Consider the following 17,207-nt stretch of genomic DNA (forward strand, 5'->3'; position numbering starts at 1 on the left):
TTGCCTTTTATAGCCCTCATTTTGGCGCATATTGGCTTTTTCTTTCTATAAAGGTCCAATAACCTTTGTAGCTAAATAAAAAGGGTATACAAGCCAAATAAAATGGGGGTAAAATTAATTGCTTTCATCTATATCTAAATCCGGTAATTGATTAACAATTCTTTGAGTTTCTAGACTTAAGGTTACTAATCTTTTAATTAGATCAACTATATATCGTGGATCGTCATGCTCTTCTAACCATTTGTTTGGATCATTAACTATGCCACTCTTCTTGTCCTTTTTAACCTGATAACGGTCTATTACCCATTCAATTGGAGATTTACCTCCTACTTGGTACTCATAAACCTCTAATGGAATGTTCTTCAGTTTAATTTTGTCGTTATAGACAATAACCGACTTATCATTCTTTTTGTCTTTCTTACCAAAACGTATTTTATTGACTTCATATGTTTCTGGATCATCAGGGTCGCCTTTTATTTATTTGATCAAACAGAGGAAGATTTTCGTAATACAAGTGCAACTCAGCTAACCTTCTTCCAGCGTCACTAAATGATCTAAAGTCTTCGGTTGAAGTAACAAAAGGAATGTGCGGCAATGTTCTTTTTAAATTGTGTTTATATCTTTCTCTATAATCAGGAGAATGTAACAAGCCGTAAACATAGTAAAAGATATCTTCTTTAGTTACATCTAAACCATAACGTTTTCTGTATTCATTTAATGCCCAATCCGTAACGTTTTTTTGACATATATAATGCTCTCCAGAGGGTGCTGTAATATAACTTCCATTATCCAAGTTCTCCTCTTTAAAAAGACTTCCTTTATCAGTTTTATATATGTAGAATGGGAAAGCTTGTGTATCACCTACCAAATGTAGATCTGGAATATTATCAACCATTAAAACAGAAAAGTCTTTTGTGCCCCCAGGTGCTTGAATAGTAATAACTAGATTATCAATATTAGGCTCAGGAAAAAGAATTGGTAACAAATAAATACTATTATTAAATAAATTACTAAAATAGACCCATTCTTTAACAAAAGGACGATACGTTGAGATTAAGGTATTACCATACTCTTGATTATAATATTCTCCTTTTAATAACTTTTTCTTTAAATCTCCTGACCATGAAATTTTAGTCGGATCATTATTAACTGTATCTTGTAAATTATTTGATGTTATATCGTTATTATTTACTAGGGAAACATGTTCATTAAACTCCTTAATCATGCTACTTACGTTATTATCTAATTCTTCAATAGAAAAATTGTAAACCCAAGTATCACGGTTTGTTTTAAGACCAGCCGAAAAAGTCTTGAATATCTTTTCTTCTTTTTTTTGTCTCTTGACTCCAATTACTGGAAATAGCTCGAATTTTTCATCTCTCTTACTAATCCAGTCATGGTTCTCATTTGGTATTATTTGCTCCCATTTAACTCCGTTAATATTACTAAATTTATTTAATCTTGAAAGTTTATCTTCTTTACTTAGATAATCACCAATATCATGGTAATAAATTTCTGCTGATCCAGCTTTTGAATTATCCTTTATTAAAACAATTAAAGCTACTCCAGCTCGACTTCCTTGACCAAATATTTTATCCCCTTCTTTGCGCCAAGCTTCACCAGATAGACGTGCATTTCCCCTTAAATTAACAATATAAATTTTTGAAAACTCTTCACTTAAACATTTCCTTAAACCATCAGCAGTATTACCATCAAGAAAACCACTATTAGTTACAAAAGCAATAATTCCTTTGCCCTTTAATTCTGTCTGTCGCCATCCTTATTGCACGTATATAAGAATCAAAAAGTGAAATTTTAAGACGAGCTGATGAATTAGCTGCATAAGATTCTTCTATTCTCTCATCTAATAATTCATAATCTGTTGATTGAATCCCTCGATTTTCATCGTCTTGCCAAGCAAACCAAGGTGGGTTTGAAATAATCACATTAATTTTAGCCTCTTTTTGCTTTTCCATTTGTTCAGCATATTGTTCAGGAAACAACTCTACTTGTGGTTTATCTCTATCCTCCATTAGCTGAAAAGAATCTACTAACAATAAATTGTCAAAATGTTTATACTCCCCTGTAATTTCATAATAAGTACTTTCTATATTTGCAAGAGCTATATAGTAAGGTAATAGTAAAATTTCATTTCCCCAAATTTCACCATCATTATATTTTCTCTGTAATCCCTCAGGACTGATATGGTGCATTAATTGAGCAAGAAATGTACCTGTACCTGAAAAAGGTTCAAGGATAACAACATCTTCATCTTCCAAACTCTGTCCAAATTCATCTTGTAAGGCAGCATCTGCGCTTTTAACTAGGAAGTTCACTGCTTCTACAGGTGTATAAACTATGCCCAAAAGCTCTGCTGTTTTAGGAAAAGCTATCTTAAAGAAAGTATCATAAAGTTTACGTAAAAACTCCTGGCGTTCTGATTCCTTATCTAACCCTTTTGCTCTTACTTCAACTAATCTATAAAAGCTATCTAAAGCTCTAGTTTCTTTACGGACAAAAACTTCAAAAACGTCTGCTACGCTTTCAAAACTAAGGGAAACAGGATTCTGTTGTAAAAATTCATATTCTCCAAATACAGCATCAAAAATAGGTTTAGTTATAATGTGCTGAACTAACATGCTACGGGCATCTTCTTCTGTCACAGTGGGGTTTATTACATTACGTAGTGCAGAAAGGAACTCATAGAAAGCATTTTGTGCTTTTTGTCCGTACTCAGTTTCACTTTCTAGTGCTTCGTTTATATGACGTTCTATACGAGTTGAAGCTGCTGCTACGTCCTTAGCCCAAGTTTCCAAATAACCACGATCACCTACACGCTCTACAAGCTTCCCTAAAATAGCATCAAAAAGCCTTCCAGTGAAATCTTCCATGGTTAGCTGCGTTTGCTTATCGCTTTGTACTTCAAGTTTACTGTCATCTTCATCAGATCCTTGAGACTCTCCTGTCTCTCCTGTTTGCCCACGTTTAATTGAAAGTTCTCTGACTTCTGCATCAAAACGATCATCTATGGATCTTAGAGCCCCTAATATCTGCCATACTTTCTTAAATTCTTCATTATTATCTAATTGCTCAGCTGCATCCTCTTCTGGATCAACTAACACTGGAATTACTACATAACCATATTCTTTACCTGGAGCTTTTCGCATAGCCCGTCCTACAGCTTGAACTATATCTACTGTACTTCTCTTTGGTCTTAAAAAAACTATAGCATCAAGAGATGGTACATCAATTCCTTCTTTTAGAACTTGCGCATTAGAAAGCACTTTAGATTCTCCAGGATCAGGTTCTTCTCTTAACCAATCTAAAAGCAATTTCCTGTTAGTTGCTGTAGTAGAACCATCAACATGTCTAATATCAAAATTGCATGAATCATCTTCTACATCTTCATCAATATTTTCTTGATAAGCTTCAATAGTGTTTACAAACTTAGACGCAAACTTTTTAGAGTCAGCTATCCTATTTGTAAAAGAAACTGCACGTTTAAGTGGAGCATTAATATTCTCATCCTTTATACGGCCACTAAGAGCATTCCAAACACCAATAATCTTTGAGGCTTCTTCAACCTCAGGGGAATCTTCTTGATTAAGAAAACTAAACAGTTTACGTTGAACATCAGCTTCATCTACTGTAAAAACAATCACCTTGTAGTCACTTAAAAAACCTTCGTCAACAGCCTGGCCAAAACCATACCGGAAAAATTCCTCTCCATATGTATCTTCATCATCCATAGTAAAATACTCATACCCCTGTTCTTCAACTTTTTCTCGCAACCTAGGCACAAAAACCCTTGGTGTTGCCGTCATATATAGTCTTTTTGAACCTTTTATAAAATCTTCGTCATGGACTTTGTGATAGTAAGAAGCGTCTTGGTTATCCGATATTCCCGTAGTACGGTGAGCTTCATCTGCAAAAATAACATCAAACTCTGGTAGACCTAAATCCTGTGCTTGTGACACAACATCAATCGAGTGATATGTAGAAACAACAACCGCCATTTCATCCTCACTTACATTCTGAACACCATTTGCAAGTTCTTCTGCGTTTGTGGTTGGAGGGATCGTAAGTACATTTGTGCGATCAATGTATTCATCTTCCTGGCCTACGGTATGATCAGAGGTTACTGCAAACACTTTTATAGGTGTTTCTGTATCTGAAAGCCATGCCCTAAGAGTTTGTTCCACTAAAGCAATAGAAGGAGCCAAGAAAAATACAAATCCACCTGGTCCTGCGATTTCCTGTTTTTCTGCTATTTTTAAAGAAACAAAGGTTTTACCAGAACCAGGAGGCATGATTAATTTACCTCTATTAGTACGTTTAAAACCCTTAATTGTTGAATCGACTGCTTCCTTCTGAAACGGATAAAGATCCTTCCGTTCTTTTAATGTTATATTTTCGGGATCTGACCATGTAAATTGCTCCCAATCAATAGAGCTATTTAAAAGGTCAGAAAGAGTTAATACAACTACCGGTTTATCTTGATTATTAAGGGCACTTTCAGCATTTGAACTTAAGGATGAAGTAGTAATAAGCATACGTTTAGAAAATCTCTCTTGACCAGAAAGTGCCAAAAAAGTAGAAATATCGTTTAGACTTAATTGACCTTCATGAAATTTTGCTTGTATTGCCCATAGTTTTCCAGTTTCTTTTTCTTCAGCTACTATATCTATACCTGTATCAGTTTCATTTCCTCGTCCTGGCCAGTCACTCCATCTCCATATATTTGAAAAAAGTTGTCCATAGTATTCATCATGTTTAAGGTAGGCAACAGCAAAACGTTCAAAAAGATCTCCTTGCTCTCTTGTGTTTCTCGCTATTTCATTTAAGCGATTAAGTAATTGTTGAGCAGTTGTCATGCCAATCAACCCCTCTCCTTTAAAAGATTTTCGTATACGATTACGGATACAGGAATACAGTTTTCTTTAAATACATATTTACAGAATTTAGTCTTTCATATATTCTTTTAAAGCTTCTTCTACAACGTCCACCATTTTTTTGTTTTGGCGAGCAGCATAGATTTTTAATTGAGTATGTAGGTCACTATCAAGTTCAAAAGTGGCTTTCTTTTTTGTTTTATTATTATTTACACCTTCCTCTTCTTCGCTGTATTCCTGTATTTTTGTATTACTATCGCTATCTTCTAAAAGTTGGTTAATTGCCTTTCTTTTGGACACGAGAAATCAACTCCTTTGTAAAGTTTTTATAGTATTTTAAGGCTTCACGATCAACTTTGGTTCTTTCCTCTATACCAAATAAAGAAAACTCTTTGATTCGATTACGTCTTCTTATAATAGTTTCAAATACTACATCCTCATAATCTTTTCTAGCTTTATTGATTATTTCAGAATCTATAGCTGCTCGTGAATCTAACATAGTAGAAAGTATACCTATTAATTTCATGTTTGAGTTAGCTTTTTTCTGCACTCCCATAAGTACTTCGAGATAACGATCTAACGCATCTAGTGCAAAGGGTTCTGACTGCAATAGGACAACAGCGTAGTCTGAAGCAGATAAACCGTTAATAGTTTGATCTCCTAAATGCGGTGGTAAATCTATAGTTATATAATTATATTGTTCTCTGACAACGTCTAATGTTTCTTTTAATAATAGAGCTTTGTTTCCCTGATATTCTTGGTACAAAAAGCGCGAAAAGGTAGCTAAAAAATCTTCAGCAGGTAAAATATGTAAATTATCTGATATTTTATAAATATACGGTCTAGGATCCTTTGCTTTAACAGCCTCTAAAACAGTTTTCTCAGTAAAATTATAAATGTTTTGTTGCGTTAAAAATCTAGTTAAATTTCCCTGACTATCAAAATCAACAGCAAGGGTTTTATGTTCTTTGGATAATATATAACTAGTTATAGCCGTAGTGGTTGTCTTACCAACTCCTCCTTTTTGAATCCCAAAACTTATTGTAGTACCCATTATAAAACCTCCTGATTCTTTTCTAAATGTTTTTATTTCTATATATTCTGCTGTAAATCCATTTTTCCTTCTTCCTGTATTTATGTATTTTGATTACTCTCAAATTTTTTTAATAATTTAGGATCTTAACTCAACCCTTAATTGCAGGAAAATATTACCTGATAAAGAATTTTATGATTATACACAGATATTTTAAAAGGAGTGGGTGTATGAAGATAATTAAAGAAAAAGCCGAGCTCTACAAGCAAAGCCGCGAAGAAGTTAACAGAAAAATTGAAGTATGGGAAAACGAAATATTTGATCTTGTTGAGAATAAATTACAAGAAATAGTAAGTGAAATTGGTTCAATTGAGGGATTGAAAGTTACAGTAGGTGAATCGCCTATGGCAAGATCTGTTAGGTTAACGTTTGGAGTAGGACCATACGGAAAAGTGGATGATGAGGCTTTCATAAAACGTGGTGGTAGTCTATTATTCATCCCTAAGTTAAATGGGGGGATTTTAGTATCAACTTCATCCCCTTCTATTGAATCTGATGAAAGAATCCTAGTTGAGGAGGAGAAAAAACCTTTAGAAAATTACAATGATCCCAATAAAATTACAGAAGATAAAGTTGAAAAGCATGTAGAAGAATTTTTTGATGATTTGATAAATTGGTGGGACACTCTTTAATAATCTTTAAAATACCACCTTTGCAAGGGGTATCAAAATTAAAATCCCGATCCCGATTAAGGTAAAAAATTTGGTCAAAAAAATTAAACCGCTTTTGATAATTTGGCCAAAAGAATTTAACCAAATTACCAAATATAGACAATTTTCTCGGGCCAAATTTGTTATTCTTAGTGAAAGTTAGTGAAAGTGGAGTGATATATAATGAGATATCCAAATTGCGTCAGCTTACATCGTCAAAAAAAAGGAATTACGCAGGAGCAGTTGGCTAGAGAAGTCGATGTCTCCCTGAACACCATTAAAAACGTAGAACATGGAAAAACTAATCCTCGGGTCACCACAGCTATTCGAATTAGTCAAGTGATAGGAATTAGCGTGGAAGAGTTGTTTGCACCTAAAGATCAGTTCATAAGCCTAAAAAGTGAGCGCTGAAGCAATGATGTGGATTTCTACCACCCCTGTTAGTCTTAAGGCAGACAATAGCGGGTGGATCAGGAAAAAGGTTGGCAGGCTATCGCCTGCCATTTATCTTTCGTACACGTTTACGTCTGCTCATTCTCTTTACCCACTTAAAAAAGTTATACATAATAAACGATGCTAAATACCTGCACCTTTCTGCTATTCTTAGGGTAAACAATTAGCAGGTAGATCAGAAAAAAGGTAGCCAGGCTTATGCCTGGCTTTTATTTTTAAAAACCTTCATGTAGATTCCACATATATTAATGGACCAAAATTTAAGTTTTTTATCTCTCACCCCCCCCATGATTAAGGTATAAACAAGCTTTTCACATAAGGTCGGTAACAATAAGACCTATTCTCTTCAAACAATAGAAACTTATCGTTACCGACCTTATCCTAATGTGTTATCAACCCATTCATTTCAGTACTTCATAGCATATGAATTTTTAAATTTTGGTCCATTTTTGGTCCAGAAAACAAAAGAGTAGGTTTTATCCTACTCTTTGATTAACTTCAGGCGTTACTATTATCCACGGGTATCCGTCTAACTGGTACATTTGCTTTAAAGTTTTGTTTGCTTTTCGTTTAACACAGCCTAACTCATTGATTAGTATAGGCTCAATTCTTTTAAATTCAATTTTAACCTGTTCTCTGGGTACTCTTTTACCTTTCACTTTCAGCCTTATAAAGTTTTGCCAACATGTATATCCCTTATGACCAAGTTGCTCCTTAGCCTTTTTCAAAAGTTTATCTCTGATCATAGCACTCTTTTTAAAATTCGGAGTAAATTCAGCAGCGTAGATTTCCTCTGTTGGATACTGATGGTTAGCTACATATGCTTCGCTCATAGCCGAAATAGAATATCTGTATTTCTTTCTTAATTGTTCAGCCTTTTCTTCCAGCTCCTGCTTAATCTCGTACAAGTTAGGCATCGAATAATAGCTGATCACATTATATGAAAATTCTTTTTTATAACCTATTTCTTTAGCTTTTTCTTTCCCTGATTCCTCTGCTCTTTTAACTGAATCTTGATATATTTTTGAATTACTACTGGGTTGTTCTAGTCTAAACACGCCTAACCAAATAAGCAAATTCACGTATTGATTCACTCTTTCGAGCCACTTTTTAGTACGTTTAGCTATATATCGATTGCTTATGAAGAACATACTTAAGCCATCTTTACTACATAATGACGGAGTAACTTTTGTAATTCCCATAGTCAACATCTCGTTTATAATTGGAATCGCATGTCTAAACAATTGATAAGTATGATACATATTTTCTCTAGTCATTTCTTCTTTGATGAAGTTCATGTTAGCAATATATTTTTCTTTCTCTTTTTGACACCATTCATTTGATATAAGTTTCATGTTAAAAGTTTCGCTTATAGTCCTGATTATCTGACTAAAATCAGTAATTCCATTTAATTGCATTAAATCTATTATGGTTAAACCGTACGGGTTATTTGCTCCACACCCATCAGCAAAACAACGATATCTATAATGACCTTTTTCCGATATTCCCATTCTAGCCGACGGTTTTTGATCGTCATGATAAATACACGAAAAGTTTTCATTTAAGGGGACATTTAACCCTATATATTCTCTCAAATCTTTCTGCTTAGCAACTTCAAAAAAATCATGATAGTTATAATAGACTTCTTCTGCTACTTGGCTAGTTTTTGGTTTGTCTATCGTATTTGGAGTAGCACTTGGAATATCATTAGTAATTTTTTGATTTGATTCCTTCTCTTTCTTCTTTTTAGGTTTAGGTTCAGCGTAATAGTGTCTTAGCAGCTCTTCCTGGGTATATCTACGATCTGATGTTTCTATAATTTTACCTTTAAAGCTTGGTAGTCGCATACCCTGACAAAGTAGATTAACTCCAGTACAAGAATTGAAATACGCGGCTAAAGCGTCTTGGACGTATTTAAACTGGTTAATTTCCTGAACTATTTGTTTTGGCGTCTTATCTTCTTGTTTCTGCATTAACCAATACGCATGGACTCCTCTTGGAGATACAACTATTATACTAGGTGGCAAAGGTAAGTTTTTTAGCATCTCTATCTTTTCATTTTTTTTCTTTTCTAATTCTTCTGGATCATCTTCATGGTGAAAATCAATATCTACACAATGAGCTGTAATATTATAAATATCTTTATCTAAATAACCGCCACTATTCAACTTAAAATAAACCTTATAACCTTGTTTATGGTAATTACATAGCCTGTCCCATACATTCTCCAATTGATCTACAGTTACTTTTGGTTCTTTCAATTTTCCTGTATTAAAATCTTTTTTGGGAATCTGAGGGTTGTGATCGTCCCCAACCATTTGAAAATAAACTTCACCATCCTGGCCATGAAACTTTGCTAGAAACTCTTTTAATTGCTTAATCTTTTCCTCTCCCTGCTGCAAAGCAAAAAACACCTCCTAATCGGTTTTTAGAATCCCGACAGAAGGTGTTATATTTCGCCATTATATACCGTTGAAACGGCATATAAAGTTTGGTACAATATAATCAGCATTTAAAAAGGCGAATATAATACCTGTCGGGAAGAGAGTCCAGTAGATTTCCCCAAATCTACATCAAGGGACTCTCTTTCTCGTTTCTACTATCTTCCATTTTATCATACTCCTTTTATAAGTTTCTACCTACCTACACTAAAACACATTTTTTTCAAACCGTACGATCATGGTCCAGCCATGGCCTTGACTCCACGTAACGCCTATGAGTTCCTTCACACCTTGCATCTCTTCAATCTGCATTTGAGCGAATCTTTCAGCGTCTTGCGGTTTTTGATTTTCGCTAATTCCAAGCATATAAACTCCTATAGCATATCCATCTTTAAATTCAAGACGCATCATTCCATCATGCCATTTTCCCTGATCTTCTTCTTTTTCTCCAGACAGCTCTTTGGCTTTTTCACGCCACTTTTCATATGCTTTTTTGTAACCGATACAATCATTTTCAGTCTTTTGAAGCCGATCTCTCAGCTCTTTCAGTTCAACATTTTTCTGACGTTCAATTTCTTTTTGATTTTGTAATTGCTTATTTAATCTACTTTCTTGCTCACTAAGCTCAACTTCTAATTGACGATTTTTTTGTAACAACTGCTCGTTCTCTTGATTTAATTCATCCAATTTCTTTTGGCTAACTAAAATTCTATATACACCTCCTTTTTGAAATTAATAGGGGTTATACCTTTCTTGAGTCACTAAAAAACAAAATACAGGCAATTCTGTGGCTTATATGAGGTATTATTAATCTTTTCTAAAGATTTTTTTCCACCACGGTTTCTTTAACTCTTTCATTTCATTTCTGAGCTCTTCTATTGTTTTGTTTAATTTTTTAATTTCCTCTATGTTGGCAATTTCTTCTTCAAGCTTTTTTCGTGTTTTTTGATGATCCAGTTGATTAGAATTGTAAATTTGACGTTGTTCTTCTTGAATTTGATTAAGGATCCGTTCTTCTGATTGTTTAACTTTTTGATCTAATTTTTTATCATGTTCGTTAAGTACTGCCTGAAAAAACTCTTTCAGTTTTTTGCCATCCATGGCCGAACTCTCGGTCACGCGATCCACTTCAACCAACATGCTATCCCCGTCGTTATCGAGTTTTTGGTCAACTTGCGCTACGGTCATACCCTGGTCATATAATTCACGAATTTTAGTGATCATTGGTAAGGCATACTCAGCTATCATATATTTCCGGTCTTGTTTTTCGAAAGGTATATATTGTCCATGTTTTTGAATATAACGCCTTATGGTTCTTGCCGGTACCCCAGTTTTTTGTTCTGCCTCACTTAAAGTTATATGATCCTCCAATTTCACCTCACCCCTCTATATTCGGTCATGGTTCGGTCATGACCAGTTCAAAAATACTGATATAAAAGCGTTTTTCAGACAGTCATGACGGACATGATCAGTTATGAATAATGTTTCAATATTAGTTTTCCTTCTATCTTTTTTAGAGTTTTTTCTTCCTTTGCTCTAGTTTTTTCTCCTAAATTCTTCTCTAAATTTCTTAGGACTGTTTCTCGTTGTTCTAGCAGCCTGTCTATTTCAAAATCACTTTGGCCAGAAGACCATCTTTTTTGAAAATCTGGAAGTAAACCACTTAATTCTGCAACCCCATAGGCTATTCGAAGATATTCGTCTTGCTGATATTTATTATAAGCGTCTGCTAATGATCGTAAAACCTGTTCTGCCTCTATTTGACCTTTCTGTTGAACTTTATTTTTCTTTTGGAGAAAGTCCTGCAAGTCTTTCTCTTTTACTTGATAACCATGATACCGGCTAGGAAGACTCGCAGGAAGCCTGCCACTTCTGATCCAGCGACGCACAGACTCTACATGAACTCCTGCTTGTTCTGCTACTTCTTCTACTGTCAGCATTTTCTCATTCATACAAAACACCATCCTTTGTTGTTGACTTGTGTTGTATTGTTAGTTTGATTATATCAATCATCTCAACACAAGTCAATATTTATAAGCTTTCGCCAGCAAGATAAGTGCGTAGTACATCGGTACGATTGTGCCCCATCTCAAGACTTAAATCTTCTGCAGCTTTCTGTCTATCTCCAAGATGTTCATTAAGCAATTCATCTTTTCTTTCTTGAGCGTAGCAATATCTGAGCCCATGAAAATTAAGATTAGTGCTGCCATCTCCTGTTGATCCTCTTAATTCTATCCCTTCTACAGTCGCAAATTTATCCTGATTGTTGATGAGAAAATCCTGTATCGATCTAGTTGCTTGATGTGCTTTCTGGTCATATTCTGTAAAAAGCCTACCCCCACGTTCAGTTTCAGATAGTCTTTTTTCTAAAACCTCACGAACCTCTCTTTCTCGTTCAGAATTAGTATTTATAGGCACAACACGTTCTCTTCCACCTTTTGTTCCTCTATCGACCGGCATTACTCCTGTTTTGAGAGCCTGTTCTGCTTGACGACGTTCCATACAAGTTACTTCTGATATTCGGAGTCCAGTATTTTTGGCCAGTGTAATTGCATCTTTCACATCTTCTCTACCCATCTCTGTAGCCACTTCAACTGCTTTGTCTACTTCTTTTTCGTGCCAGGCTCGGTTTACTTCTTCCTTAATCTCTGGGGTTTTATTAAACTTAAAATCGTATTTCTCTTGGAGTGTTTTGTTATCACTTATTTGATGACGTGGATTTGATACTTGATCATGAAAAAATCTAATTGATGACAGTTTATTTTTAATTGTTGCGTCAGAATTGCCTTTGTCTTGCTGGTATTTAACAAAGCTGGCAACGTGCTGGTCTTTGATATTTTTAAAATTTTGGACCTTATATTCATCATGGATATACCTTGCAAACTCCTTTGCTCTCTTTACACTGTCGATCCTATACCCTTTGCTACCTTGCCGACAGTGGCGGTATAACTTTTCAAGTTGTTGTTCTAATGGATTTGACATACTTTTTCACCTCCTTTCTTTTGGGTATGTAATGCCAAATTCAGAACCACTGGCACGCAGTGATTTTGCGTCTATTCTATTTAGGAATCACTATATTGCATTTATAATATTGGAGACATTAAATTAAGGAGGTATATTTATGTTGTTAGCTCTACTTTTTAGTTTAGATATACCATTTATCCCTGTCATTATAGTCTTTAAAAGGACATAGGTGTCACATTGGCACGAAACCCCTTCACCCCTACTTTACTCTATAGAAAACTTCAACTTTGCAGTTATATTAGAGGGTTTCATGCTTAATGGCCGTCTGTCACTCTCGCCCTCATCGCTCTAAAAAAATTTTTATCTAAATTTTTTTGAGAGCTTTTATTGTTTGTTTTTCTCGCTACGCTCGAAAAATCGGGCGAGAGTGACAGACTTAATTCATATTCAAAATGTCTGGTTAGCTACCGCTAACCGAAGGGTTGGACAGTACCCTAAGGATCTTCCTCGCCAATACGAGTGTTCAGTGAAAGCTGAACTGATCCCACGACCATTTACTACTCCTAGAGTAGCTCGGAGACGCTGTACACCATCTCCGAAGGTCGTTGCCTTTTACAACATAAGGTTGGCTAGACCTTATGCCGCACCATCAACCGTTTTACGTCACTCCATCAGAACTGCCGGTGAAACAGTCTGATAGCTGGGAGTTAGTTACTAGAGAATCTTAATGTTCTCTAAAAAGAGAACTCTTTGTCTCTAGCTCCCATCTGTACCTTGAAAATTTGAATTGTAGTGATGACGTTGTTTCATTGCTTAATTGAAAGTTAAGTTAATATCATGTTGTGGTACAGGTGACGGATCCCAAAACCTGTCAATTAAGGTTTAAAGAGATCATAATCTATTTTAAATTTGTTACATACTTGTTGGAAAACAAATAAAAAAGGCTGCGCGAAATACACACGTCTTTACGCGTAGCATTTCACACAGCCTTTTTTACACCCATTAATTACGTTGCTAGAAAATTTAGTTATCTCTAATTCTAGTTTAAATTCTGAAATTAAAAATTTCAAGTGATTTTGGTAGCAGAATTTTTTCTTTATTCTTTTATTACTTGTTGTATTTTTAAAGACCTTTTAATTTTTATCTACTATCGTGAACTACATCTCCATCTATATTTAAATATCTTAATCGCCACTTATCTTTATCTTCCAAAAATTCCACTTGTGATTGCATTCTAAAGTGCTTATTATCGTGCACTCGTGATATTTTACCATTTACTTGGTAGTAATCTTCATGTATCTCATTTACAACTAAATCATCATGATCATATGACATGTCGTACCCTATAGCCTCTTCAGCAAAATCAACTGCTTGTAGTATTGCTACACCTTCTCCATTACCTATTATATTAAATAAAAATATTGCTACACCTATTACTATTAATGCTATTATTACTAAACAGCCTACTACAGCGCCTTTTGAAACCTGTTTTTCTCCGCAGTATGGACATGCAGAAGCATCTTGCTTAATTTCTTCCTTACATGAATCACATGCTTTTGTTTTTTTCTCCTGCTCTCCCATAAAAAATCCTCCATAAGCTAATTATTTATATTTCAAACCAGCGTATATTATCTCGGGTATCTTGTATCACTCCATGTAAAAAAGGATCAGCATCATATCCAATATAAATATCACCACTGTAATGTTCCCATATTCCTCCTAAACTTTCGCTATCTGGACCTTCTATATCACCTTCACCATGAATCGATGCATTACTAGCAAAGGATCTTATAAAATCTTCTCCTAGCTGTTTAGCATCTGCTTCACGGTGGATTACTAAATATAAAGTTATATCATTTGCTTCTTTTTCTATGGTAGTATCTACTACTTCGTTATAATCTTCTATAATTTTAGTTGTTTCTGTTTTCACCTCTTCTGTAATAGAGACCTGCACTTCTTCTTTTTGTTCTTTATCATTATCAGTTTTTTCTTGTTTATCATTTAATTCTTCATAAATCGCATGTACTGTCATACCTAATATCAAAATAATACCTACTAAAATAAGTTGGGTTTTCTTCGTCATAATATCGCACCTTTCAGCTTTTAATATAAAATTTAATTTTCTACTGAAATTATGAATTCACCCCATGTATCACCAGAATAACCATAATATTGGACTACTTCCTCTTGCCCGATAAATTCATATTCTGAAACGAAATATCCTTCGTAATCCGTAATTCCTAATTCAGTGAAACAGCTCTTTTGCTTTTCATATGTATCCCCTTTTATATACATTTCTTTCACTAGTCAATATTTTCCTTTTAACTTATCAAAAAGAAAGGAGGATATACATGTACAACAGTAATATACTTAAAACCATTATCTAATTGAATAATTGTAAACCCGGGGGATTTCGATTTTGTCCCCCCCTTTAATCGAAATCGATTTCGATTTCGATTAATTATGATTTTCATAGTGCCGAATATATCTATATATCGTCGGTTTAGAGACCCCCATAATTCTAGCAAATTCAACCGCAGTCATATCTCCGTTTTTCCATTCAGGATACCATTTAGAAAAGTTTTTTGGTAATTTCCTTTTTGGTCTGCCTATTGGCTTTCCCTCTTTCTGCGCCTGTCTTACACCCTCTCTGACTCTTTCAGTAATTCTTTCATGCTCTTTTTCAGCAAAATAAGAGAGTAATTCAACCATTAAATTATTTAATAACTTACCTAATTTTTGATCTTTAACGTCAGTAAAAGTAGGCAAATCGAGTATTACTACTTGAACATTTATATTTCTGAATTCGGTTAATTCTTGCTTTATTTGATCATAAGTTCTGCCTAACCTATCTAACTCTTTTATAACGATAACATCACCAGGCGCTACAACCTTTTTCAATGCTTGATATTGTTCTCTTTCAGAAAAGCATTTCCCAGTCAATTTATCCATGAATATAGTCAATTTCACTTCATGATCTTTTTCAAATTGCTTCAAAGCCTGTAATTGTCTAGATTCGTTCTGTTCGTCAGTACTTACTCTGATATAGCCATAATAATTATTCAAATATATCACCTCCAATTTGTATCAAAAAACCTTTCTATTTTTTGATACTTTTTTTATATCTAAAAACCTCCTATAAAACTGTATTTTTATGAAATTTTATACTGTAACAAAAAAGTGTAGGTTTTTGATACATGATCTAGATTATTAAGCTTTCTTTAAAATTTTACATTTAAGACCACATGAATGCCATTCAGGTGACCTCCAACATTTGGTCATTTATTTAAACAAAGGCTCTGTTATATTCTGTTGTTGCTAGCTGAACTCTTCAATTGAACGTATTTTGTGTACAAGGGTTGATATTACGTCTTAACGAGCAAACAGTCGAATTTAAACCAAATAACAGGATGTTATTTGCTGATCTTGCTTATGGATGAGCAGTTGATCAGGAAGGTTAAATTTCACTGGTAGGGAGTTTTAGATGTACCACCCCAAAACATTAGATGTGAAATTGAAGAGTTCTGCTAACCATAGTGATCAATTAATATTACCAGGATACAATTTTTCTTCAGAACGTCTGTTGCGAATATACTCATTTGGTTTTTTTAAAGAATCAAACAAATCGGGTTCATAAATAATTTCTCCACCGACATTTCCGTCATACGCTGGATTCACTTCAATTTTATCAACCACCAGTTCATGAACTTTGGCAATAGCTCGTAGATCTTCCAATTCATCATTTTCAAATTGGAAAAATTCTTCGTCAGTGCGCGCTGCGGCTTTAACTTTGTAATAAGCTAAGAGACCATGGGCATTTCTTATTTCCCCTGTCAATGTTTCTAAATTATCCCGGGAAATTCCTGATAATAAAAAGGTAGGATCATTATTCATACTTCCTGCTACCCTTTGGATATTACGGCTATGGTTTACTACATCACTCCACAACTCTCTGTGAGTTTCATAATCTGTATTATCTTGTTCACGTCCACTCTGATCATTTTCAACCTCATCAATCAAATCAGTTAACGCACCTTCAAAAAAACTCATCTCGCTTTGCAGATATTCAAAACCGATTAATGGTCTCCCAAAGAAGTATGTATAAATATAAGGATATGCGAGATAAAGGTTCATACCAATTGATAAGACAAGTAGTAATACCAAGATTATAATTGGTTTATTTCTCTTTTTCTTAGAAGATTTAGCTTTAGCAACAGCTTCTTTTAAATCAGACATTTTAATTCCCTTCTTTAAAAAATTTTTAACGACTTTTTAAAAGCATAAAAGTTCAGTTCAAACCATTTATTAGCTTTGTTATTACATATTTTAACATTTTGAAGTTAATCACAAAAGGGAGAGGGAATTACGGTCTATGAAGGTTAGACAAAATGAGATTATATAAATTGCTGAACTCTTCAATTTCACATTCGATATTTCAGATTGGTTCAGCTATCAACAGTCGACTTTAACACAGCCTAAACAAAAATTTATATTAGTGTTTATATAAATATTGTTATACATAAATACAGTTTTACATAATAAGCTAAATAAGCCGTTATTTCAATTTATACCGAACGATAATGTATTTATAGTTTTATTTATTATAAATACATTATTACATAAATACAGTAATACAGTTTTATTAACCCTCCAGATCCGAAAAAAAAGGACACTTTACGTGTCCTTTTTAGGTGCAATTATATAATTCTTCTTC

Annotated in this window: 16 protein-coding genes; 2 read left to right on the top strand and 14 right to left on the bottom strand. The window is 34.2% G+C overall.

Annotated features, from left to right (window positions below; all coding sequences use genetic code 11):
* Window positions 1-460: 460 nt before the first annotated feature.
* The 4 genes from NTHER_RS16315 to NTHER_RS14845 form a co-directional block, all read right to left on the bottom strand.
* On the bottom strand, window positions 461-1,747 hold the full coding sequence (locus NTHER_RS16315) for a type ISP restriction/modification enzyme (RefSeq protein WP_158438320.1): 1,287 nt from the start codon (window positions 1,745-1,747) through the stop codon (window positions 461-463).
* Entirely contained in the window at window positions 1,728-4,874 is a 3,147-nt protein-coding gene (locus NTHER_RS14835; RefSeq protein ID WP_052292022.1) for a restriction endonuclease, read from the bottom strand. Before NTHER_RS14835 ends, NTHER_RS16315 begins: the two co-directional genes overlap by 20 nt.
* An 87-nt stretch (window positions 4,875-4,961) precedes the next feature.
* Window positions 4,962-5,192: a hypothetical protein gene (locus NTHER_RS14840; RefSeq protein ID WP_012443508.1), complete on the bottom strand. Its 231-nt coding sequence runs from the start codon at window positions 5,190-5,192 to the stop codon at window positions 4,962-4,964.
* Window positions 5,170-5,946 carry a ParA family protein gene (locus NTHER_RS14845; RefSeq protein WP_012443509.1) on the bottom strand — a complete coding sequence of 259 codons (777 nt, stop codon included), beginning with the start codon at window positions 5,944-5,946 and terminating at the stop codon, window positions 5,170-5,172. The genes NTHER_RS14840 and NTHER_RS14845 overlap by 23 nt, the downstream gene beginning before the upstream one ends.
* 209 nt (window positions 5,947-6,155) lie before the next feature.
* Between NTHER_RS14845 and NTHER_RS14850 the strand changes: the two genes are divergently transcribed.
* Window positions 6,156-6,617 carry a hypothetical protein gene (locus NTHER_RS14850; protein WP_012443510.1) on the top strand — a complete coding sequence of 154 codons (462 nt, stop codon included), beginning with the start codon at window positions 6,156-6,158 and terminating at the stop codon, window positions 6,615-6,617.
* Between the two features lie 201 nt (window positions 6,618-6,818).
* Window positions 6,819-7,046, top strand: coding sequence for a helix-turn-helix transcriptional regulator (locus NTHER_RS14855; RefSeq protein WP_012443511.1), 228 nt, complete (start codon window positions 6,819-6,821; stop codon window positions 7,044-7,046).
* 518 nt (window positions 7,047-7,564) lie between these two features.
* On the opposite strand, the gene NTHER_RS14860 is transcribed toward NTHER_RS14855, so the two are convergent.
* The 10 genes from NTHER_RS14860 to NTHER_RS14905 all read right to left on the bottom strand — a co-directional run bounded on the left by NTHER_RS14860 (window position 7,565) and on the right by NTHER_RS14905 (window position 16,729).
* Window positions 7,565-9,490, bottom strand: a complete 1,926-nt coding sequence (locus tag NTHER_RS14860; protein ID WP_012443512.1) for a hypothetical protein — start codon at window positions 9,488-9,490, stop codon at window positions 7,565-7,567.
* Window positions 9,491-9,736: 246 nt separating this feature from the next.
* On the bottom strand, window positions 9,737-10,216 hold the full coding sequence (locus NTHER_RS14865; protein WP_012443513.1) for a hypothetical protein: 480 nt from the start codon (window positions 10,214-10,216) through the stop codon (window positions 9,737-9,739).
* Between the two features lie 120 nt (window positions 10,217-10,336).
* Window positions 10,337-10,906, bottom strand: coding sequence for a MerR family transcriptional regulator (locus tag NTHER_RS14870; protein WP_012443514.1), 570 nt, complete (start codon window positions 10,904-10,906; stop codon window positions 10,337-10,339).
* 95 nt (window positions 10,907-11,001) lie between these two features.
* Complete coding sequence (locus tag NTHER_RS14875) at window positions 11,002-11,481, bottom strand: helix-turn-helix domain-containing protein (protein ID WP_012443515.1); 480 nt, start codon at window positions 11,479-11,481, stop codon at window positions 11,002-11,004.
* A 79-nt stretch (window positions 11,482-11,560) separates the two neighbouring features.
* Window positions 11,561-12,511 (bottom strand): tyrosine-type recombinase/integrase, encoded by a 951-nt coding sequence (locus tag NTHER_RS14880; protein ID WP_012443516.1) that lies wholly within the window; start codon window positions 12,509-12,511, stop codon window positions 11,561-11,563.
* A 1,122-nt stretch (window positions 12,512-13,633) separates the two neighbouring features.
* Window positions 13,634-14,074 (bottom strand): zinc ribbon domain-containing protein, encoded by a 441-nt coding sequence (locus tag NTHER_RS14885; RefSeq protein ID WP_012443517.1) that lies wholly within the window; start codon window positions 14,072-14,074, stop codon window positions 13,634-13,636.
* A gap of 25 nt (window positions 14,075-14,099) precedes the next feature.
* A complete protein-coding gene (locus tag NTHER_RS14890) occupies window positions 14,100-14,576 on the bottom strand; it encodes a hypothetical protein (protein ID WP_012443518.1) in 477 nt (158 codons plus the stop codon).
* Between the two features lie 32 nt (window positions 14,577-14,608).
* Window positions 14,609-14,788: a hypothetical protein gene (locus NTHER_RS14895; RefSeq protein WP_331446365.1), complete on the bottom strand. Its 180-nt coding sequence runs from the start codon at window positions 14,786-14,788 to the stop codon at window positions 14,609-14,611.
* A 162-nt stretch (window positions 14,789-14,950) separates the two neighbouring features.
* The gene (locus tag NTHER_RS14900; RefSeq protein WP_012443520.1) at window positions 14,951-15,559 is read right to left on the bottom strand and encodes a recombinase family protein; all 609 of its coding nucleotides are present in this window, start codon (window positions 15,557-15,559) and stop codon (window positions 14,951-14,953) included.
* Between the two features lie 474 nt (window positions 15,560-16,033).
* Entirely contained in the window at window positions 16,034-16,729 is a 696-nt protein-coding gene (locus NTHER_RS14905) for a hypothetical protein (RefSeq protein WP_012443521.1), read from the bottom strand.
* Window positions 16,730-17,207: the final 478 nt, after the last annotated feature.

The sequence above is a fragment of the Natranaerobius thermophilus JW/NM-WN-LF genome, assembly GCF_000020005.1.
GTDB lineage: Bacteria > Bacillota > Natranaerobiia > Natranaerobiales > Natranaerobiaceae > Natranaerobius > Natranaerobius thermophilus.